This window comes from Cupriavidus sp. HY129 (assembly GCF_059492215.1).
Genome location: NZ_CP083255.1, coordinates 1470420 through 1491435 on the forward strand (window position 1 = coordinate 1470420; position 21016 = coordinate 1491435).

15 protein-coding genes and 4 pseudogenes are annotated in these 21016 nt (G+C 61.8%); 12 read left to right on the forward strand and 7 right to left on the reverse strand.

Annotated elements, in window-relative coordinates; all coding sequences use genetic code 11:
- Positions 1-520: 520 nt before the first annotated feature.
- The 3 genes and pseudogenes from K6G35_RS22915 to K6G35_RS22925 all read right to left on the reverse strand — a co-directional run.
- Positions 521-748: a cytochrome c1 gene (locus K6G35_RS22915; RefSeq protein WP_231108952.1), complete on the reverse strand. Its 228-nt coding sequence runs from the start codon at positions 746-748 to the stop codon at positions 521-523.
- Positions 720-956, reverse strand: a complete 237-nt coding sequence (locus K6G35_RS22920; protein ID WP_008652555.1) for a type II toxin-antitoxin system VapB family antitoxin — start codon at positions 954-956, stop codon at positions 720-722. The genes K6G35_RS22915 and K6G35_RS22920 overlap by 29 nt, the downstream gene beginning before the upstream one ends.
- 322 nt (positions 957-1278) lie before the next feature.
- Positions 1279-1653: pseudogene (locus K6G35_RS22925) on the reverse strand (type IV toxin-antitoxin system AbiEi family antitoxin domain-containing protein); the annotation flags it as partial.
- Between the two features lie 501 nt (positions 1654-2154).
- Here K6G35_RS22925 and K6G35_RS22930 point away from each other — a divergent pair.
- Both K6G35_RS22930 and K6G35_RS22935 read left to right on the forward strand, forming a co-directional pair.
- Positions 2155-2751: a nitronate monooxygenase gene (locus tag K6G35_RS22930; protein ID WP_017511943.1), complete on the forward strand. Its 597-nt coding sequence runs from the start codon at positions 2155-2157 to the stop codon at positions 2749-2751.
- Positions 2752-2769: 18 nt separating this feature from the next.
- A pseudogene (locus K6G35_RS22935) lies at positions 2770-3312 on the forward strand (NAD(P)H-dependent flavin oxidoreductase); the annotation flags it as partial.
- A 12-nt stretch (positions 3313-3324) separates the two neighbouring features.
- On the opposite strand, the pseudogene K6G35_RS22940 reads toward K6G35_RS22935, so the two are convergent.
- Positions 3325-3840 (reverse strand): annotated as a pseudogene (locus tag K6G35_RS22940) (beta-keto acid cleavage family enzyme); the annotation flags it as partial.
- Positions 3841-4345: 505 nt separating this feature from the next.
- Between K6G35_RS22940 and K6G35_RS22945 the strand changes: the two are divergent.
- The 6 genes from K6G35_RS22945 to K6G35_RS22970 all read left to right on the forward strand — a co-directional run bounded on the left by K6G35_RS22945 (position 4346) and on the right by K6G35_RS22970 (position 12192).
- Positions 4346-6376, forward strand: coding sequence for a site-specific integrase (locus K6G35_RS22945; protein ID WP_231108954.1), 2031 nt, complete (start codon positions 4346-4348; stop codon positions 6374-6376).
- A gap of 837 nt (positions 6377-7213) precedes the next feature.
- Positions 7214-7570, forward strand: a complete 357-nt coding sequence (locus K6G35_RS22950; RefSeq protein ID WP_152567201.1) for a hypothetical protein — start codon at positions 7214-7216, stop codon at positions 7568-7570.
- A gap of 189 nt (positions 7571-7759) precedes the next feature.
- The gene (locus tag K6G35_RS22955) at positions 7760-9721 is read left to right on the forward strand and encodes a TnsB C-terminal domain-containing protein (RefSeq protein WP_017513710.1); all 1962 of its coding nucleotides are present in this window, start codon (positions 7760-7762) and stop codon (positions 9719-9721) included.
- Complete coding sequence (locus tag K6G35_RS22960) at positions 9718-10683, forward strand: TniB family NTP-binding protein (RefSeq protein ID WP_017513709.1); 966 nt, start codon at positions 9718-9720, stop codon at positions 10681-10683. The genes K6G35_RS22955 and K6G35_RS22960 overlap by 4 nt, the downstream gene beginning before the upstream one ends.
- A gap of 9 nt (positions 10684-10692) precedes the next feature.
- Positions 10693-12051 (forward strand): TniQ family protein, encoded by a 1359-nt coding sequence (locus tag K6G35_RS22965; RefSeq protein WP_111733677.1) that lies wholly within the window; start codon positions 10693-10695, stop codon positions 12049-12051.
- Positions 12052-12060: 9 nt separating this feature from the next.
- Positions 12061-12192: a hypothetical protein gene (locus tag K6G35_RS22970; protein WP_017513707.1), complete on the forward strand. Its 132-nt coding sequence runs from the start codon at positions 12061-12063 to the stop codon at positions 12190-12192.
- Between the two features lie 246 nt (positions 12193-12438).
- Here K6G35_RS22970 and K6G35_RS22975 read toward each other — a convergent pair whose 3' ends face one another.
- Together K6G35_RS22975 and K6G35_RS22980 are read right to left on the reverse strand one after the other, a co-directional pair.
- The gene (locus K6G35_RS22975; protein WP_017513706.1) at positions 12439-13509 is read right to left on the reverse strand and encodes a UvrD-helicase domain-containing protein; all 1071 of its coding nucleotides are present in this window, start codon (positions 13507-13509) and stop codon (positions 12439-12441) included.
- Positions 13502-15103, reverse strand: coding sequence for an ATP-dependent nuclease (locus K6G35_RS22980; protein ID WP_024569973.1), 1602 nt, complete (start codon positions 15101-15103; stop codon positions 13502-13504). The genes K6G35_RS22975 and K6G35_RS22980 overlap by 8 nt, the downstream gene beginning before the upstream one ends.
- A gap of 968 nt (positions 15104-16071) precedes the next feature.
- Between K6G35_RS22980 and K6G35_RS22985 the strand changes: the two genes are divergently transcribed.
- Both K6G35_RS22985 and K6G35_RS22990 read left to right on the forward strand, forming a co-directional pair.
- A complete protein-coding gene (locus tag K6G35_RS22985) occupies positions 16072-16668 on the forward strand; it encodes a tetratricopeptide repeat protein (protein WP_035884044.1) in 597 nt (198 codons plus the stop codon).
- A 52-nt stretch (positions 16669-16720) separates the two neighbouring features.
- The gene (locus K6G35_RS22990; RefSeq protein ID WP_035884043.1) at positions 16721-17554 is read left to right on the forward strand and encodes a hypothetical protein; all 834 of its coding nucleotides are present in this window, start codon (positions 16721-16723) and stop codon (positions 17552-17554) included.
- Positions 17555-18074: 520 nt separating this feature from the next.
- Here the strand turns inward: K6G35_RS22990 and K6G35_RS22995 are convergent.
- Positions 18075-18524, reverse strand: a pseudogene (locus K6G35_RS22995) (LuxR family transcriptional regulator); the annotation flags it as partial.
- Between the two features lie 502 nt (positions 18525-19026).
- On the opposite strand from K6G35_RS22995, the gene K6G35_RS23000 reads away from it, so the two are divergent.
- Positions 19027-19704 (forward strand): Rossmann-fold NAD(P)-binding domain-containing protein, encoded by a 678-nt coding sequence (locus K6G35_RS23000; protein WP_035884042.1) that lies wholly within the window; start codon positions 19027-19029, stop codon positions 19702-19704.
- A gap of 85 nt (positions 19705-19789) precedes the next feature.
- A complete protein-coding gene (locus tag K6G35_RS23005; protein WP_008652549.1) occupies positions 19790-21007 on the forward strand; it encodes an efflux RND transporter periplasmic adaptor subunit in 1218 nt (405 codons plus the stop codon).
- Positions 21008-21016: the final 9 nt, after the last annotated feature.

Sequence of the window (21016 nt, forward strand, 5' to 3'; positions counted from 1 at the left end):
GTCGCCGGCGCTCGCGCGCAGCACCGTTACAGCAGGCGTTCTCCGGGCGGTTGAGAGCATCAGAGCTAGATAGGTACACAGATTGCTCTAAGCTTGCAGCCGAGCGCATCTTCGAGTTGCGATTCTTGCTCACCCGATAGGGTGCGTAGATTCGGATTCATCGCCTCAAGTACGAGCCGTCCAAATGCTGTCGGCCACAAATATCTGAGATCGTTCAATGAGACGGTAGCCTGACAGCAGCAGTCTTGACCAGCAGGTCAGGTAGTCTGCCCACAGCGAAATCATCCATCTTGGTCACCCACCAGTCTTCGATGTCCACATCGCAATTGGGACAAGCCACGCTAGACCAATTTGCTCCGGGGTGAAAAATTCGACGTCCTGCTTGAATAAGAACGTAATCTCATCGGCATTGGGAGCGAATTGCGAGAAGAGCGCGCGCGCAACTTCTGCTGCCAATTCAATCGGCCTGAACTCGGGGTCGAGGGGAACACGCCATGCCCGTCCGCTCATCACGAGGGAGTCAAAGCTCAAACGTCGGATCGCCCGCCCACGCGAGAAAGCTGCGCACGACAGTAGCCTCAGTTCCGTCACTGAACCGGATGATCATCGCGCCGTCTTCGTCGGCGACCGACTCCACGCCTGGCAGTGAACGTGTAAGGACCTTGGCCTCTTCGTCAACCGTATTCGGTGCGTCGCCATTGACAGGAGCCTCAATGATCTTAATCTGATCCACCGTCTGGTGGCTCACCGATCCGGTTTTCGTCATCGTCGCTGCGGCGACGCGGTGCCCCTTCGATGCCAGGTTGGCTCCCGCCAAGGTTCGCGAGTCGTTTGGCGGCTTCACGCTGGATCAAGGCCTTTAGCGCCTCGCGCACAAGTGCCGTTTTCTCTTCCAGCCCCGTATAGGCACGGGCCTTGGCCAGCAGTTCATCGTCAAGCGTAATCGTCGTACGCATAGGAATCTCCGCAAGTACCGGCACAGACTATAGCATCCAATGATGTCGATTTTGGTGCGCACTTACATTGGGAATGCGGGCGTTTTGCCACCACAGGCCTGCAAAATCGGTGTGTCCACTGCAGGCCAATTCTTGTCTGCCGCCGATACCTGTGGTCTGCGTTCTGTCTCCAGTCCGTGCCGCGCGGGCTCCGACGCTTGGAGCCGCCATGGCTGCAACCGTTCCGCCTGAGTCGCCTGCGACCGCGCCTGCACCTCGGCCACTTCGTTTCCTGCGCGCCGTGACGGCGTGCGCCAAGGCGGCCCCGGCGTGGCGCACGCCGTCACGGCGCGCTAAGCGGCCGTGCGGCAAGGTGTCGCTCCACCCACTGCGCCCAGGGCGCGTCGAGTTGGCCGGCCAGCGTGGCGAGTACCAGGCGGATGTCCAGGTGGTGACAATGCGTCAGCAACCGCTCGAGGACGGGACGGCGGACGGTGCGCAGCGCGCCGAGGACGAGCCGCATGCCTTCGGGCGAACTCATGGTGCAGTCGCTTACCAGTTCCAGGATCGCACGCTCGGGCACCGACACCCGTACCGCCGGATGGTGATCGGGCAGGGCAGTGATCCCGAAATCTGCCGGTAGGCGCCGATCGAACAGCGCGCACCCCTGGTAGGTATAGGCATAGACGGCGTCCACCCAACGCGGCAGGGTGGTGGGCGCCTCGCCCCAAGATGAGCCGTGGGCGCAGGGCCACGAAGTGTCGCACGCCCTGCCAGTCCAGCGCGGTGCGGCCGCCCACGTGCAGCCCCGGGCGTTGCCAGCAGAGCCAGGCTAACCATGGAGGTGGAAGTCGTATTCGCAGCATTGCCGGAGGGGGCAGTCATCGGAAGGTGTTCGAAGCGGCCCTGCGAAGGGCAAGTACCGGGGGGCTCGGCTCAATTATCCACTTCTCTCACGGATTTCATCCCCGGGCCCGGTTTACTGGGAAATCGTTCAACGAAGACATTCGCGTGCGGGGCAATGACGCGATTGGGTTTGGCACTCCTTGGTGGGAAGAGGGGGTGGAGAGAACCATCCCGACGCTGTGTGTACCGAGCACGGTGTATATATCGACGATATCCTCGTAATTGACCACGGTGTCCTCGTTGCCCCAGGAGAGTTGAGCGATGCGGACGAGTTGCTAGCTAGTTCGTGATCTATGGTTGCTAGGAGACATCTATGACAGGTATTCATCTCAGGACGCGACTGTGCGAGCTGCTCGATATCAACTACCCCATTTGTCTCGCAGGGATGGGATCTCAAGGTCGTGCAACGCCTCCGGCCCTTGTCGCCGCGGTGTCGGAAGCCGGAGGATTGGGCGTTATCGGTGCCGCAGGACTATCGCCTTCGCGGCTACGTGCAGTCATCCGAGAGGCTCGCGCGTTGACGGCTAAGCCCATTGGCGTCAACCTTGTATTGCCACAAGCCGCTGCGAAGGCCGAGCTGGATAGGGACAGGATCCGGCGAGAGATTATTGAACAGTTCCCTGAGCATGCCGCTTTCGTGCGTGAATTGGCAAAAGGCTTCGGACTTGAACTAGTGGAGCTAGATGGTCGCATTGCCGTGTCTGGCGCGGCGACTGCAGATGGCACAGATGCGGACCTTCGTGGCTCGCGCGCTGACTTGACGCGAAGCTTGATCGACGCGGTTCTAGAGGAAGATGTCCAGGTCTTCGCAGGGGCGGTCGGTGACCTGAAGCTCATCGCGGGGCCTGCGCACGAGAAGCGGATGCTCGTTATGGGACTAGCCACTGGCACGAAGCAAGCTAAAAGCTAGGCGCTCGCCGGCGCAGATCTCCTCATTGCCCAAGGACTGGAGGCCGGCGGCCATGTGGGGCGAATTCCGAATTTTGCGCTGCTTCCTGATGTCATCGATTCTGTTTCTGTCCCCGTCATTGCGGCGGGAGGCATCAGCGATGGCCGGGGCATCGCTGCATCTTTGGCGTTTGGGGCCGTTGGAGTTTGGATGGGAACTGCGTTCCTGGTTGCCGAGGAATGCAATATTCCCGGCGAACATAAGTCCCAGATTCTTGAAGGGCGGCTGGAGGATTTCCGCAGTGACCGGATCTACTCTGGAAGTCCCATGCGCGGATTCCGGAAAGCCACGATCAAGGCTTGGGAGGACTCTGGATTGGAGCCGCTCGCAAATCCGTACCAGAAGGTCTTGATGGATGACTTCAATGCAGCGGCAGCAGCGGCCAGTCGCTGGGACCTGCACAGCAATCCTAGTGGCGTCGGAGGAGGGCTACTGACAGAGGCGAGGCCAGCGCGAGCGATCGTCGCCGAGCTTGTGAATCGCGCTTCGGAGTCAATCTCACGACTGGCCGCCAGTATTTGACAGGCTGGATTGCTATGTGGCGAGGGCGTTCAATCCAAGGATGGCGCTTGCCTCGGCAATAGTTGCCACTGGACGCTCATACTCTTCGCAAAGCGCTTCAATTTGGCGGACTAGGGCAGCGTTTGAAGGGGCGAGAACATCTCGGTCTAGGCGAACGTTGTCCTCAAGACCTGTGCGGCAATGTCCACCCAGTTCGAGCGGCCATCGTGCCATAGTAATTTGGTCTCGCCCAATACCAGCTCCTGTCCAGGTCGCGTTGGGGGAAAGCCTACGCAGCGTCGCCACATAGAACTCCAGGACCTCTCGGTCGACGGGCATTGCGTTCTTGAGGCCCATCACGAATTGGACGTGGAGTTCTCCAGCGATCTTGCCGACCCGCTGCATGTTGGCGGCCTGGAAGATCATCGATAAGTCGAAGGCTTCCACTTCGGGCTTGACGTCGTGCGTCAGTATTTCAGCGGCGAGCCAATCTACCAGTTCTGGCGCGTTGTCGTAGACCCGGGTCGGGAAATTAACTGAGCCCGTGGCACCACGAACAAGGCATACCGCTTGCCCCATGGCAGCCGAAACTCGGCGAAATCAACTTGCGCCTGCCGTCCGGGCGGCGTCTCGAAACGCACGACTGGGCATGAACTGCTGCAGCGGCTCGAGGTGTCACAGTCTGCAGCTTTGGCTGACCGGGATGCGGTACTCGCGTGGCGCGCCAGTAGGGGGGGGCGGCGTGGCCGACTTCAAATTCCTAACAACTTTGTCTTCATTTGCCAAATGGCTCGTGCCCGAAAGTGGGAGTGAATGGCGTTGGCTACGGATTCCTTGCAGCAACCTACACGTCTAGTGGGGTTACAGCAATCGAAATCCCGTCACCAGAGAATCCAGTTTCTCCACGGACTCGTTGACGTTCAAAGCCGCCCGCAAAATGCGGGTGTCCACTGCAGGATAATTCGTCTTATCTGCTATCGTAAATCGGCCGACACCTGCGGCCCGCGTGCTGCCTCCCGCCTCTGCCGTGCCCTCTCCGATACCTGGAGCTGCCATGGCCATGTTCTCGTCCCTTTCCCCTGACTCTGCGCCCGCGCCGCCACATGGCCCCCATAGTCCCCGCGGCCGCTATAGCGTGGTGCGCCCGCGCCTGCACCGCGGCCACTTCGCCTTCCTGCGTGCGGTGGCGCAGGGGCTGTCCGCGCGCGCCATGTGGGCGCGCTACCTCGCCGACGCGGGCGCCTTCGACGACGGCCCGCGCATGCACCGCATGACCGGCTGGATCCGGGCCGAACTCGGGGCGGCGGCCGCGCGTGGCGGCGACTTCGCCCGCGCCCGGCTGCTGCGGCTCGATCTCGCGCCACCTGGCGCCTCGCCGCTGCCGTCGCTGGCCGATTTTGTGCGAGCCGCAGGCCTCGATGGGTTCGCGGAAGCCGAGCAACTGAGTGCCTATGAGGCCGCCTTTGGCCCGGCGTTGGCCCGTCAGCGCCGCCGCAAGGCGTTGCTGCACCGCCAGCTCGACGCGATCCACACACTCGAAGCGCAGGTCGCCCAGCCGGTGTCGCCGGCGGACGGCTGCGAGGCCTGGCTGGTCGAGGCGGTGGCGGCGCGCCTGCATCGTGCTGGCCTGATCACGTTGGGCGATCTGGTGATGTTCATGCAGGCGCGCGGACCGCACTGGTGGCGTCCCTTACGCGGCATCGGGGCGCGCAAGGCGCACGCGATCACCGTGTTCCTGCGTGCCCACGCCGACACGCTCGGCGCCGTGCCGGCGTCCGACCCGAACGAACCGGACGCGATCGACGCGGTGGGTGCGTCAACCCAGGCGAGGGCGGGACCTGCGGAGCCCGTCAGCCCCTGGCTGCCGCTCGAGCGCTTTACGCCTTCGGCTGATCTGGATGGACGCACCGGTACCTACCGTTGCCCGCGCACGCAGTGTCGGCTGGCGGCGGACAACGACCGGGATGCGATCCTCGCGTGGCTCGCCAGCAAGGGCGATGGTGCGGTGGACGTGGAGGGGGCGGAAGGGGCTCTGAACGCGACGCAGCGGGCCTACCGCAAGGAGGCCGAGCGCTTTCTGCTGTGGGCGGTGCTCGCCCGGGGCCGCGCGCTGTCCTCCGTCACGATCGAGGACGCGGTGGCCTACCGGGACTTCCTGCTGGCGCCGCCGGCCGACTGGTGCAGCGCGCACACCGAGCCGCGCTGGAGTGCGCGCTGGCGGCCGCTGGCCGGGCCCCTGTCTGCCGCCTCCTGCGCCTATGCGTTGGGCGTGCTGGGTAACCTGTTTGCGTTTCTGGGCGCGCAGGGCTATCTGAGCGGCAATCCGTGGCGCGCGGTGCGCGCCCCACGTACCGTGGTCACGGGGCTCGATCCCGGGCGCGGCTTCACGGCAGACCAGTGGTCCCTCCTGGTGCGCGTGTTGGCGGCGCTGCCGCCCACCTCGGTCAACCAGCGACTGCAGTTCGCACTGCCCTTGCTGTACGACACCGGCCTGCGCCTGTCTGAACTCGTGGCCGCGACCACCGACGATCTGCGGCAGGAAGGGCTGGCGGGGCAGGGGGGAACCCTGGGGTGGGACGGCTGGTGGCTGCAGGTGGTGGGCAAGGGCGGCCGCCTGCGCGAGGTGCCGCTGCCGGCGACCCTGATGCGGCAGTTGGCCGAGTACCTGATGACACGGTGCCTGCCCGGTGACCCGCGGCAGGCCGGTGGCGCCGCGTTGCTGGGCGGGGCAACCGATCTGGCCCTCCGTGTGCCGTGGGCCAATCGGCGGACCGTCGATCCGGCCGCGCCGATTGCGGCGAGCACCTTTCATCGACAGATCAAGGCGTTCTTTCGGGGCTGCGCGCAATCCCTCGCGGTCGCGGATCCACCGGCCGCCCGATGCCTGGAGCGCGCCAGTACCCACTGGCTGCGGCATACCCACGCCTCGCATGCGCTTGCCGCCGGGGTGCCGGTCGAGGTCGTGCAGCAGAACCTCGGGCATCGATCGCTGGCCACCACCACGCGCTATGTGCGCACCGAGGCGGCGGCGCGCCGAGCGGCCATGGCGCATTTTTGGGCCGCGCAGTCTACCCAGCGCCCCTGAAGCGGTACCACCGCGCGGACGTCAACGCATGTCGCCCGTCACAACGATGGGAGCGGGCGGCCGTTTAGGGCTCGCAAGATGATGGCATGTGGGGTTTATTGCGGCGCAGCGTTTTCCTGCGGCTCTCCTGCCTGTTTCCGGCGCAATAGTGGTGCCGTGCAGTGGTCCAGGTCGACGCGGCGGCGTCCCTGTGGGCGTGCGTTGGGCACTCCGCATGCTCGTGTGAGATTTCATTGCGCGCCGCATGCCGCGCCTGACAAGGCGTACAAGGTTGTATACGACAGCAGTTTATTTTTTAAAACTATTTGTATCGAAGTTCGGTTTTTGTTTAAAGATTAAAATCGATACAACGAAATTACGTTTTACTGTTACGCACAAAAAATCGCCGGCATGGAAATGCCGGCGATTTTTTCTTGCTATCGCAAAAATGAAGCCTAATCTGAATCGAAATTCTGAACGCCTGTGTCGCCGTCGCGAGCTCCACACTCACGACACCGATTCCGGCATGCGTGCGACTTGGTCGCCAGCTTCTTCTTACTCAACCGTGACAGGCTCAGTATGGAAGACGGTTCGGCCCAGGTCAAGGGAACTTTTTCCCCAAAAAAAGGCGACGTTTACGACGTCGCAACCTGGAAAGGAGCCGCCATCATGCCCAGCGAACACGCTCACCGCTCAGCGACAGATCCTTGGGGCACCCTGCGATGGGTGCCCACGGACTGGGACCGAAGCGCGGCCCCAGCGTCCAGCTATGTTGGCCATTGGTTTTCGCCCACCATGGGTCGGGGTATGTGGCTGCGTGGCCGTCCCGCGCTGGATCTGGTAGGACTCTTCGAGGCTATGGCAGTGCTCGGCCTGATCCAGCGTTATCAGGCGCATCCCGGCCGGATTGAATGGGGCGACACGGTCCACTGCCAGCAATGCCCGGTGACTTTTCTCCTCGAGCGTGTCGAGCGCCCCGACTGTTTGGTCGTGGCGACGCCTCGCCACTGCACTCGGGAGCTGCCGAATCCACTGGTGCTCGATGATGCCGACCAGACGCGCTTGTTCGATCGGATCCAGGTCCGTGCGGCGCAGATCCTGCCTACCGTGCGCAAGGCCATGACGCCTTCGCGCGTTGCGCGACTCGGGACCGATCCCACCTTGCAGCCGCTTGCCGAAACCGTGCGGAAAATTGCCCACGCGCTGCTTCCGTAGCCAATACGGCAAACCACTGACGATGCCACCCCGCAGGGGCGTGCGACAGCGGACATTCACCCCAATAATGGCGCCCGATAACGGCAGCACGCCACCTTCTCGCGTTTGCGGCTAGCGCTCGTGCTCGCATTAGGGGGCGAGATTGAAGCATGTAACGCAGGTACAGCGTCCCTGCATCGGAGACCGTTCATGTCGTCTACCCTCAGTCCCGGTTCCCTCTATCACTACCAGGGTCGGCAATACCAGTTGGAGGCGGTACTGGGCGAGTCCGAGTTGTTGGGGCGAGACCTGGAGTCGGGCGCACGGGCGGTGCATCCGATCGACGCGCATCCCGGATGGGCTCGCCCTGCCACAGGCCGCACGCATCACGCACGACGCGTGGGCGGTGCCGTCCAGCGCAAGGAGACCTTGCGCGTGCACATGTATCTGAAGGGCGTCGCGCAATGCAATGTCGGCTTCTTGCCCAACGCGGACACGCAACGGGCCATTGACCAGATTGCCGCCAAGCTTGAGGATCCGTCGCCGCCATCGAACCATACCCTCTACGATTGGGCCCGAAAGTGGTGGAGATCAGGTGGCGTCTCTGAGGGCATCGCTTCACGTTCGCACGAGCGCGGTGGTAAGGGAGGCAGCCGCTTGCACCCCGCGTGCGAAGCGTTGATCCAGGCCGAAATCGACAAACTGCTCACGCCACGAGACTCCAAACTGCGCCAAGAGTCGATAACCGAAGTGCTGGGACGCATCAACGAGCGGATACGGGCCCATAACGCCGAAGGGTTGGCTCTCGGGGTCGAGGCAGACTGGCCCCTGGTTTCGTCTGCGACCTTTTATCGGCGATATGCGCTACGCCCCGAGTATGACAAGGTCCGCGCCAAGTACGGAAAGGCTTATGCTGATCGCTTGTTTCAAATGTCGCAACACGATCCAGCCACGGATCCTGAGCGCGCATTGCAACTGGGTGAGTTGGATCACACGACGCTGAACGTCATCGTGCGCGACGCGCTGACTGGGGAGCGAATCGGCAGGCCCACACTCACCGCCCTCATATGCGTGACGACGCGGATGGTGCCCGGCTGGCAGATTGGTCTGCGCCCCCCGCGTACCGACGCGGTTCTGCAGACGCTGCGCCACGCCATGCTGGACAAGACCCCAAAGGATGCGGCGGTCATCGCAGAACTTGGCGTCAATCCATGTCAGGGCTTGATCGAGTTCTGGCGCACCGATCGTGCCAGCGAGATGAAAACTCCCGAGGTCGAGAAGGCGTGCGATACCCTGCTGATTGCCTACGAGCTTTGTCCCGCAAGGCGTCCGGAACTCAAGCCCCATATCGAACGGTTCTTCAAGACGGTCAAGGAAACGTTTATAGCTACTCTGCCGGGCGCCACGCTATCGATCCGCATCCGAGGCAAGGAGGTCGAGGTTAAGGACACGGGACTCACGCTGGAAGAGCTCCAGCGTGAGTTCGAGCGGTGGTTGAACCGGGTCTATGCGCAGATGCCGCATGAGGGTCTATACAAGGCGTCGCCGCTCACGGCGTGGCAACGCTGCTGCCGGCTACATCCCCCGCAGCCGGTAGGGGCGGCAGCGGTGATCCACGCAACCCGGCCGACCGATCAATACAGCCTGAGCAAGAGTGGGTTGCGGATGTTTGGCAACCAGCGCTACGCTAGCCGTGAGCTCAATACCTGGCGTCATCAGTATGGGGCGAAACTGAAGGTAGTCGTGCGGGTGGATACCGAGGATATTGGCCATGTCTGGGTCGAACACCCCGGCACTGGACTCGAATACGAAGTATCCAATGTCTGCCCCACCTACGCCAAAGGGGTCACGCTCAAGGCGCACGACCTGGCCCGCAAGTTGAAGCTCTTTCGCAACCGCGATCTGGCGCAGGAGCGTGATGCCAGCAAGGCGCGTGCCGACCTCGCAGCAGTGCTCGCCGACCTGGCAGCCAGCCCGCGCATGCGCGACAGGCAGCGCGCAGCCGCAGCACGGCCTACGTCTCCAAAGGCGCACGACGTTCCGCCCTCCGCCGCGTCTACGCGGACCCCGGGGTCGGACGACGTCCCCTTCGATGCGGCCGATCTCGGCGACGAGTTGCAGACGGTCGACGGATCGACCAGTCTCTACGATGACGATGTGGGGCCACTATGAAGAGACGCGACTATAGTGAGGTCGATGCGGTGAGTCGGGCGATTGACGACGTGATCGTGGCCTACCAGCCTTTCACGGATGTGGTAGAAGCGGTCATCCGCTTTGCGGAGTCGCCCATTCAGCGCGGCTTGAAGATTGTCGGCGAGAGCCGCGTGGGTAAGTCGACGGTGGCCAGTCTGGTCTGTCGGGAACTGAATGCACGCGCGCCCGCAGGTCAAGTATGGGCGTTGGTGATCGAAATTCCCACCAATCCGACGGAGAAGACCATTGTCGAATTGCTCCTCTTTGCCCTGGGGAACGAGCGTGCAGATGGCACCGAGGTCAAGCTGTCCACGCAGTTCATCAAAATCGCCCGGGAATGCGGGCTCAAGCTGGTGTTGATCGACGAGTTCCACCATTTTGTGGAGGGGCGGGCGGGCGTGACGCACCTGGCGCGCGCGGCGAATTCGCTCAAACGTCTCATGAATAGCACGAAGCCAGTCTCTTACGTGGTCGTGGGCCTGCACAAGCTGCTGCGCATCACCGCCACGTGCGAACAACTGCGAGGGCGCCTCACGGCGACCCGAGAGTTGGGGGCGCTCGGCCAGGCGATGCTAGACAACGTGGCAGACGCGAACGTTCGCGACGTGTCGTTCCGGAACTTTCTCAACGTGCTGCGGGCCTTGACGCGGGTGTTGCCGTTTCCGAACGCAAGCGAGTTGTATGGCCCTGAGCTGGGCCGACGTATGCTGTCGGCGGCGCAAGGTCGGCTGGGTTACATCAAACCGTTACTCATCGGTGCTGTCGAGTTGGCTCACCAGCGTGATGAGCGGCTGCTTTCCAGCGAACTGCTCGAGGCGGTATTCACACGCGATATCTGGAGTGATGGCGTCGGCAGCAAGAACCCTTTCAACCCGCACTTTAAATTTGAAGACCAACTCGATGGACCGGGGGAACCGTTTGCGCCGGATGGCGACTGGTGAGGATGCAGCATGCAAGCCGTCAATCTTGTCTATGACTTTCCTGTGCAGCCGGATGAAACCGACAGCAGCTTTCGGCAGCGTGTCCGGGGCGTCCGATCCAGCGCCATATCGATGCCGCCGGGCGAAAGGCACGCAACCAGCTTGGTCGGGGAGGTCGAGTCGCTGAGTGTGGCTTTTCGTGAGCAGATGGGGGGGCAGTGTTGCCCACTATGCCTTGCAGAAAAATCATACTGGCGTGCTGAATGGGAGATTCGTGCTGTACGAGCCTGCCTGTTACATGATTGCTACCTTACGAGTCATTGTTCGGCCTGCGGGCGTCTGCTTGACTGGCATCGGCGCAACGGGCGTTTCAACTGCCTGTGCGGCATGCCGCTGTTCTGCTGCCGTCCAGTGGCCGCGTCTGCCGAGGCACTGGCCTTGACGCGCTTTGTACTGGGTGAGCAACAACCCGCCCGGGAGCTGGTAACGTTGGACCTAGAGGGCCGGTGTCGTTTGGTGCGTGTACTCGGTATGGCGCGGCGCTCGATGCAAGGTGTCGTGCAATCGGGCAGCGGTTTAGTGGGGCTTCAATGGGAAGCTATTGCCGACGCCGCCGGTGCCGTACTTGGTACGGGTATTGATCCTGTCAAGTTCCTGTTCTGTCAATTCGCTACCGCTCTGGATCCCGATGGTGGCGAAACCCACCGTGCGGTGGCATCGGAATTGTTTCGGATCATCGAACGCGAGGTTTCCACTCGACTTGCTCAGCGGGTCCGTCACTGGAGTGCCTATCCCGATGGGTTTGATGATGATGACCGGGTGTACCTTTGCTGGGTGCCGCATATCCTCTGCAGTTACCCGATCGTGAATGAAAAGTTCCTGCGCCGACATCTTGCCATTCCGAGGGAGCAGGCGTGCCACAAGGCGACACGAGTGCCGCTCCGCCAAGTGCTGGATGTACGAGGTCGCTGTATCGAGCGACTGTCAATCCCCATACTACGCGAACGGTGGGGCTTGCCGGCAGTTCAAGTTGCAAAGTTGTTGCGGGCATATGGGGTGCGACGACTGTGGGGGCCTCCTTCATTCTCGGCGGCGGATGTCGAGCACCTGCAGAATCAATTCAAGTGGCACGAAGGCGACGCGCATCCCCAATATTACACATACGACGAGGCGAGAGCGCAGCGAGCTTCGGTTGCACACCTGGACCAGTTATTGTGTAGTGACGGCGCGCGGAGCAGCGCAGATGTAGTCATCTGGCGCTGCGCCGGAAGATGCCAGTTTCTGGTCACACGGGCTGCCATCATGGCGGTCGTAGCGGCGCGCAAGCAGCTACGAGTGGAGCGGTTCACCGTCGTAAGAAGCAAGAAGAAAGATCGACCAGTCGCCTGAGCGTCGGGGATGCTATCGTCGTTCGCCAAAGTGCTCGCAGAGATGCCATTCAACGAGGGCCAGATCGTGAGCCACCTCCAACTGCGACTGGCTAGCGTCAAGAAGGAAGCCGGCATCGCGAACTCGATCGAGGCGAAATGACTGGAAGCACTGTCGGGCGGTCCAGCCGCTATTGCACAACTGGTCAAGGCATCCTAGATCCTGAAAGTGCTTCGAGCATAGGCCGCTGCTGGATGCCTTACAAATCTGCACATGCTCGCGGATTTCGTCCGTTGAGAAGGTCAAAGTTAGCCTCGATAGACGGCAGCCGCAGCACTGCGGGCCGGGAAGAAGCCGACGCAATCTGGCATTTTTTATTTTGAGCCGCATTGAAGTTTGAGTCCGCCGCTATGGAGTCCAATACGGCAATGCTGACGCGCCCGCATTGTCCATGACGATGGCCACGCTTTGCGCCGCTCGAGTAACGGCCACGTAAAAACTCGCTGCAGGGACTGGCTCTAGAGTGGATCCCTGGCGCACGAAGGCTGTGATGCCGGCCGTCGGAACGATGAGCACACGATCAAACGTTGATCCCTTCGCGACCTTGAAGTTCATGAAATCCAAATCGAACTCCTTGCCGGATCCTGCCATGCTCCGCAGGCATTGAGGTGCGAATCGCTCCACGTAAGCCCCCACGTGCTTTTTCATGAGGAGGAATACCCCGTCGTGTTCTGTTTGTACTTCGTTGCGTGACACGGTCGAAGGAAACGCCCAGTTTGCATCGAAAATCGTGTCTGAAAATTCCGCGATCTTCGGGTGGCACCGCCAAGTTTCCACACTTTCAGTGATGGTCAACTTCCCGAGTGTCTCTCTCTCTCGGAACCACTTTACCGCTTCGGCATAGGCATACCGCTTATTTTTGGTACCACGGGGGTTCGTGGCCAGAACTGATTGCCGTATATCGCCGACCATCCGAATCTGAATTGACGAATGCAATAGCGCATCGGCGATCTCCCAGTCATGCGCGCTCAAGTCTTGCACCTCGTCAATCAGTATCTCATCGTACAAGCTCTCCAATCGATGTAGTAAGGCGCCTTTGCTGGCACCTAGCAGTTCGTTGGCGAGGCGCCCGAGTTCACATGCGTAGGCTGCGCCGCTGCGGTCGAGAAATCGCGACAAGCCTTTCGCGTACCTGTCCGGTCGCCCCTCAAAACTGAACCCCAGAACCCGCGCTCCGGGAAACTTGAAGGGGAGAAACGGCTTTGCAAAATGTCGTAACAGGAAGGTGAACCATCCCATGACTTCGATGCCCAGGTGATCGCCCGCTCGTTGCCCGAGCCGGCGTCGGAGTTCCTCCTGATTTGCCTGGGTAAAGGTCAGGACGAGGACGCGGCGCTCCGGAAGAAGCCGTGCGCAATGCTCGACGATACCTTGGGTCTTCCGCGAGCCAGCAACGGCCAGAGTGAGCTGGTTAGCCATGGATGAACGCCGCGGCCTGGCGCATGTACTTGGGTGGCGTAAGCTTGCTCGTTGCGTTGGCGATGCGGAACGCCGTCTCGGTTTTCTCCCGGCTCATCCATTTGTGTAGATCTGCGCTCGCCGTGATGCCAAGTAGGCTGCGCAATGTCGCCTCGCCATTGTGGTGGATGATTTGCGGTTCCAGGGTGTGGCCGTGGGCGACTTCCCCAATGAACAGCTCACGCCTTCCCGGACTGAGCCACGCATCAACGCTTGTGGACAGCTCGGCCGGGTCCGTGCCATCGTTGTCGCGCATGGCGGCCACCGGTTTATCCAGCGCGGCGCAGAATTCAAGGCAGCGCGCCAGCGACAATCCCCGCATGCTGATCACGTCGATGCCCAATTCCATAGGGCGCTTCCCAAACAGGTCCTTGAAGAATCGCTCGAAAACGATCTCGTCGGAGGGCCCTTCCACGAGGACGATCTTCTTGGCCAAGGCCATGCGCAACGTGTCATAGCCGGGAAGGCGCTGAAAATACGAGACGGTTTCGGGATCTAGCGTCGTAATCTTCGACGTCTTGCCGTGTGCCAGGAGCAGAATGGCATCGAGACCAAGGCGGTTCAGAACGAAGGTGCTGTGCGTGGTGATGAACAGCTGCTGATGGTCGCCAGTGAGCGCCTCGATCCGCGAGAGGAGCGTGGTCAGGCTGGTATGGGAAAGGTGATTCTCTGGCTCCTCGATCATGACGAACGCGGCGTGGCCGGCATTGCGGTTCAGGGCCAGCGAGATCTTGATCGCGGCCTGTTGGCCCTGTCCGGACATCGAGAACGGTACATCGTTGACATGGGGGGTCACCACGCCGTCCCAGGCGGTTCGCGCGCTTTGATCCATGGCCAGCGAGATCGGCTGATCGTGCAAGGAGGCGTGGATCGTGCCGATGCGCTTGTTGATCGCGTCCAGCGCCGTGGTCGACATAGTCGCCTTCAGCTCGCGGTAGGCCAGGGACACGGCGGCACGCTCCGGCGGGTCGAGATGGTCGCCAAGGATCTGTCGCAGGTGATAGTCAACGCCGCTCGAGGAGCGAACGGTCCGCGAGTCGATAATGGCCGCCGCCAATTGCCGGGGGCGATTGGTGATGCGCTCGTCGGCGAAGGAGCGCCAGTCAACAAGGTAGAACTCGACCGGCAACAGGGAGGAAGGCTTGGCCATCCACTCGGCCAGCTCGTCCGCATAGTCGGGATTCGGCATGATCCGCAGCGACAGGCCTGGGCAGGCCAGGGTCGGCACGTCGGTATTGATAGCGCCGCAAAGCCGTTGCAACTCGGGCTTGTCCGCGAAGTACAGTTCGATGTGGATCTCGGGAAACCGAGGCCGTTCACCGCGCTCGATCTTGGCAACGAAATCGGCCACCACTCCGGCGTTAAACCAGTGCGGGTTTAGCTCTTCGCTTGCGCTGCGGCCACCGATGCGCCCGGTAAGGGCGAGCGCGATGGCTTCCATCAGTGTCGATTTGCCGGCTTCGTTGCCCCCCACTATCAGATTGAGCTTTGGGTTGGGCGACAGCGTGAAGTCCGTGTAGATACGGTATCCGCGGATCTTGATTTTGGTAATCAACCGACACCCCGCCTCGAAGTTTGTTGGGAGGATTATAGGGCACATGCCGACGGGGTGATCGCCCGTTTGCATGGACACTTGGAGGCAGGCGTGAGCAAGCTGAACCTTTGGCGAACCGACGTCAGGCGCAGTCCATTCAACTCAAAATCACTGCAAGATAAGTCGTCCTATTCTGCTCGCGTGCTGGTGCATAGGGCGCTGGGTTGTGGAGACTGCGCGGCATCGTGTCATCAAGGCCCGGGTGCTCACGGCATTCCTCGGCCCCAGCGCAGTTTCGCTGTGGGTTACCTACGGCCACTTGTGAGTCCACGAGAAGCCACGGCTAATCGATCTTCCCAAATCTGCATCTTTCTTTGATACGACAGTCCCAATGTGGCAAGGATTTGTGAGAATCCTTAGTGAGTTCAGTGATTCATCGATTCGCAATGCCTTGATTTTTATGGGGAACGTGTTGGCGGCGTCTTTGAGAATGGACAGCAGGTGTCAACCGCCAGGTGGTCTGCGAATGACGGAAGTCCGCTTGCGGATCAGTCACCGGCATCTGATGGTCGGCATGGCGAACGTTTGCGGCGACAAAATTGAGTGTGATTGCGTGAACCTACATCCCTCGGTGTGTCTGGCTGATCCACTGCAGCCCCTTCAGCGAAACCTCACCTTCACGCTCCAGCCTCCCGACGTCCGCCACGTAGCAGTCTGCGCCACCGCTCGGATAGATGAACTCGCATCACGGATTCCTGGCCATCTCCATTGCGGAGATGGCTTTTTTTTGAGGGGAATTGCGTGAGTCTGCATTTTGTGCATATTAAGTAACTTATCTATGCGAACGTTCGTGCCATGCGCACCACAATGCGCTTGCGGCTCACATAATGAGCTTTATAGATTGCATATTGCGCTGTTACAATTTCATACGATTACTTACAAATAGCATTTTCGAGAGACGCATGCGTATCTCGGGGCGGGGGGTATCCATGCATATTCTTGTTCGTTGCGGGGCCGTGGCAGTTCTTGGCCTTGCCGGGTGCGCACAGACGCCGGAAGGACAGTTGACGCCGCGGTCGCAGACAGTACGCCTGTGCAACGGCAACACCTGCACCGAGCAGGATCGGCGCGTATCGACATTGCCAAGCGCACAACCAACCGATGCCGAGCGCCGCATGCAGGCGCTGACAGAGGTGGCCGAGCGCAATCCGAACGGCGCCTATGACCTCGGCCTGCGCCTGTTGCGCGGCGACGGTGTCGAGCGCAACAGTTATCAAGCCATCGAATGGTTGCGCAAGGCCGGAGACAACGGCCACGTGCAGGCTCAGTTGGCGCTTGGGCGCATTTATCTGATGGGCCTCGAGGAGATGGGCTCGGACCCGGCGCAGGCAGAGTCCTGGCTGTTACTCGCTGCCGCCAAGGGCAGCAAGGAAGCCAAGGACCTGCTTCCAAAAGCGCAGGCCGCCAAGAACGATGAACAGAGTCTGTATCGGGTGCGCGAAGCCTATCGCACGTCCTGGATTGCGTGGTACAGCAGCGCTCCGTACTACTGGGTCTGGGGCCCTTCCGGCTGGTACCTGCGCTAACTCTCCTTTCCCCAGATTTCTTGCTTCAATTCCACCAACAGGAAGCGATTCCATGTACAAAAACAAGAAAACTTCTTTGCGTATGGCCGCATTGGTCACGTCCCTGGCTCTGGCTGGTTGTGCCAACCTGGGCGGCGGCACGATCAGTACCGGCACAGCACCCACGGCAGCAACCGGTGCCGCGGGCGGCGCAACGAGCGTGAATGCCAATCAGGCGCTGGAGCGATGCGACGCGCCTCTGGGCACGATCGCTGTGGATGATGGCCGTGGCAAGGAATGGTATGCCAGCTTCGGTGCAGCCACGAAGATCACGACCATCGAGCCGTTGATCCGCTTGGCCGTGCAACAGTCGAACTGCTTCGTGATTACGTCGGTTGGCAACAACCGTACCGAAAGCAAGCTTTCGTCGATTACCGACAAGCAGCGCAATTCCGGCGAGTTCCGTGCAGGTTCGAAACAGCAGAAGGGCCAGCGCGTAGCGGCTGACTACTACATGGAGCCATCGATCATCATCGATAACGACGCCACGGGCCAGATGGTTGCCGGTGTGGGCGGCCTGCTGGGTAGCGTCGGCGCGCTCGTTGGCGGGGCCATGCAGGGCAAGGCATCGGTCGTGACGTTGACCATGTTTGATATCCGTTCGGGCGTCCAGCTGTCCATCTCGGAAGGCAATGCGACGGCAACCAACTTCGGTGCCGCGATGGGCGCCTTCGGTGGCGGTGCCGCCGGTGGGCTTGGCGGCTTTTCCCGCACGCCTGAAGGCAAGGCCACAGTGGCAGCTTTCATGGACGCCTACAACAACATGGTGATCTCGCTGCGCAACTACAAGGCGCAGGAAGTCAAGGGCGGCCTGGGGCGTGGCGGCCAGCTCAAGGTAGGTTCGTAACCTCCCTTGAACGGTCAGGGCCGGCTCTGACGAGCCGGTCTGCACCTTGCCCTTGCGGAGGTAGCGACTGATTTGCGCGCCGGTGGACGTTGTCTTCGATGCCTGATAAGCGGGCGCGACGGCACAGCGGAGTCCGATCCTGCAATGTCGCTGCTCGCAGCCGCGCCTTCCGTAGACGTTTGCAGCGACCGCCCCAGTAAATGGCCAGTCAATCGAGCAGCAAGTTGGGCCGTTCAAGGAACGCGTACCAGCGGGTGCGCTTTTCCTTGCGCTTCTTCCATTCCATTGCCCACGCTTCCAGCAGTGACTTTGGCTGCGTCAGCCGGCGTCGAAAGCGCCCGGTCCCAATGATCAGGTGCTTGTCCCATTAAACGCCATCCATGGCGTGATCCTGATCGTCAGCGTTCTGATTCCGTTTGTTTATCTCGGCGCGTTCAAGAACGCGCATTGAGACTTATGGTTTTCTGGCAGATTGCCCCAAGAGCGGCGGTAGCCTTGTTCCCTCGCGAATGCTCTTCTAGAACAGCCCCCGGCTGCGGTCACGATACAGGTTCACTGACAGCCACATGTCCTCGGCTGGCGGCACCAGCAGGGGCTGCCGGTCCGATACGTTGGGGTGCCGATAGCACGCCGCACGGTAGGCCTTATGCGCGATCTCGTCGATTGTCTGCTGGTGCAGCATCAGACCGTTGTCACTTGGACACCCTCGGGGCCCGGCCGTCGCCATGATGCGCTGGTTGCCGTCCGGCGCATGGAACCGGCTCGCGTTGGTGTCGGCCACATCGCGCAGATACCGCCCGCCGCGATGGTCCGCGACGGACAGGGTGCGTGGCCGGTTGCCGAACGCATAAGCAAAGACCGTGCATTGCGAGAGGCCTGCTACGTCACCCAGTAGCTTGAGGATCTCCGCCGCAAACGCGTTCGCGTCAGGTTCGCCGATCGACGGCACCGGGCTGGTGGCCCGGGACAGGTCGAGCCGGCCGGCGAGGGAGGGGCGGTCAAGGCGCCATGAGCGACTGGGCGGGAAGACTGGGGGCGATGCCGGAACGCTGGGGCCGCGCGCCGCGCATGAGAGAGGCCTCGCAGTCGTTCCGTGGCACTCGTGCGGACGCCCGCGCGGGGCATCCGATGCGCTCCGACATTGCGTTTCAAACTCTGTCTATCGGTCGAAGCGCGGCGCATGAACCCGATACCCCCTTGCATCGCGCAAAACAGACCACGACTCGTCGTTGCGAACGCCCACTGTGACGGTGTTCAGTTCGCGCTCAGATCGCGCCAGCAGCGCGGCGCGGACGCGCATCGCCGTGTTGTGCGGCATCACGCATCGGATTTTTCTACTATAAATGAGTGACTGTATTCACATTGATTGTCCGAGCTGCAGGCGCGGAAGGCGCTCGCCGAACCCGTAATGCTTGCGGGCCAGGCAATACGCCATTCGCCGCGAGCATTGCCACGACCGTCGGAGCAACGCTATGCGAGTTGTCCTGATCGGTGCGACGGGAATGGTTGGCCAAGGTGTATTACGGGCGTGTCTTGAAGCCCGAGACGTCACCGGGATCATCGTGGTGGGCCGGCGCGCACCACCCGGTTACGTGGATCCGAGGCTGAGCGTTTACGTTGTTCCCGAGCTGAGTCGCTTCGAAGCGACAGGTGCCATGTTTGCGGATGTCAACGCATGCTTCTTTTGCGTTGGCGTGTCTTCGTTCGGCATGCCCGAGCCGGCATACCGCGCGGTCACCTACGACCTCACGCTGCATTGCGCGCAACAGCTGCTCGCCCGCAGCCCGGGCATGAAGATGGTGTATGTGTCAGGCGCCGGCGCGGACAGCAGCGAACAGGGCAAGACGATGTGGGCGCGCGTCCGGGGCGAAACCGAGAACGCGCTGCAGCGGCTGCCATTTGGAGGCGTTGCCATCTTCCGGCCGTCCGCGATCGTTCCCGAAGGCGGCATCCAGTCGCGCACCGCGATCTACCGGTGGATGTATGTCGTGTTCAGGCCGCTGCTGGTGCTGCTCCGGCGCATATCGCCCGCCAGCATTCTGACCACTGGACTGATCGGCGATGCCATGCTGAATGTCGTGCGCCTCGGCGTGACGAAGCCGGTCCTGGAATCGGCCGACATCTACCGGCTGGCCGTCGCGCACGCGTGACGCCGATTCCCCGGGCCGTTTTGCCTGTCTCTCTCGAACCCGCCGGGCTGTCTGCTTTCATTCGGCAAACCTATGAGGTCCCCTCATGCGCATGGAACGGGTGCCATTTCGCCAGATCGGCCTTGCGACGGTTGCCATTGTGCTCGCCGCATGTGGGCAAAAGCAGTCAGCCCCGCCGCCGCAGATTCCGGAAGTGGGTGTGGTGGTAGTCCAGCCGACTGCCGTGCCGGTCGTGACCGAGCTGCCCGGCCGCACGAACGCCTTCCTGGTAGCGCAGGTGCGTGCACGCGTGGACGGCATCGTACTGCGCAGGGAATTCATCGAGGGCTCGAACGTGAAGGCCGGCGAGCGGCTCTACAAGATCGATCCCGCGCCGTATGTCGCCACGCTCAACAACGCCAGGGCTTCGCTGGCGAAGGCCAGGGCGAACCTGGTCACGCAGAACGCACTGGTGGCGCGCTACAAGGTGCTCGTTTTGGCCAGCGCGGTGAGCAAGCAGGACTATGACAACGCGGTGGCGGCGCAGGGCCAGGCGGAAGCCGACGTCGACGCTGGCAAGGCGGCGGTGGACGCAGCGCAGATCAACCTGAACTACACCGATGTGATCTCGCCAGTCACGGGCAAGGTCGGTATCTCGCAGGTGACACCGGGCGCTTACGTGCAGGCGAGCCAGGCCACGCTGATGTCCACGGTGCAGCAGATGGACCCGATGTACGTGGACCTCAATCAATCGAGTCTGGACGGTCTGAAGCTCCGCCGGGAAGTCGAGGAGGGGCGGCTGAAAACGAGCGGTCCGGGCGCGGCGAAGGTAACGTTGATCCTTGAGGACGGCAGTACCTACGCGGAGCAGGGAAAGCTGCAGTTCACCGATGTCACCGTCGACCAGACCACCGGGTCGGTCACCATCCGCACGCTGTTCCCCAATCCCAACCGCGTGCTGCTGCCCGGCATGTTCGTGCGCGCGCGTATCGACGAGGGCACCAACGACACCGCCTTCCTTGTGCCGCAAGTGGGCGTGCTGCACGACCAGAAGGGCCAGGCGTCCGTGCTCATCGTAGACAAGGACAACAAGGTCGTGTCGCGTCCGGTCGTTGCAGCGCGCGCGCAGGGCCAGAACTGGATCGTCAATAGTGGTCTGAATCCCGGCGACCGCGTGATCGTTCAGGGTGTCGAAAAGGTGCACGCCGGTGCGACGGTCAAGCCTGTCGCCGCGCAACTGCCGCCGCCGCCGGGCGCTGCCAGTCGCCCCTCGGCCAGCCCCGCTAGCGCAGCAACTGCCGCCGCCACCGCCGCAGCGCACTAACCGGGAGCC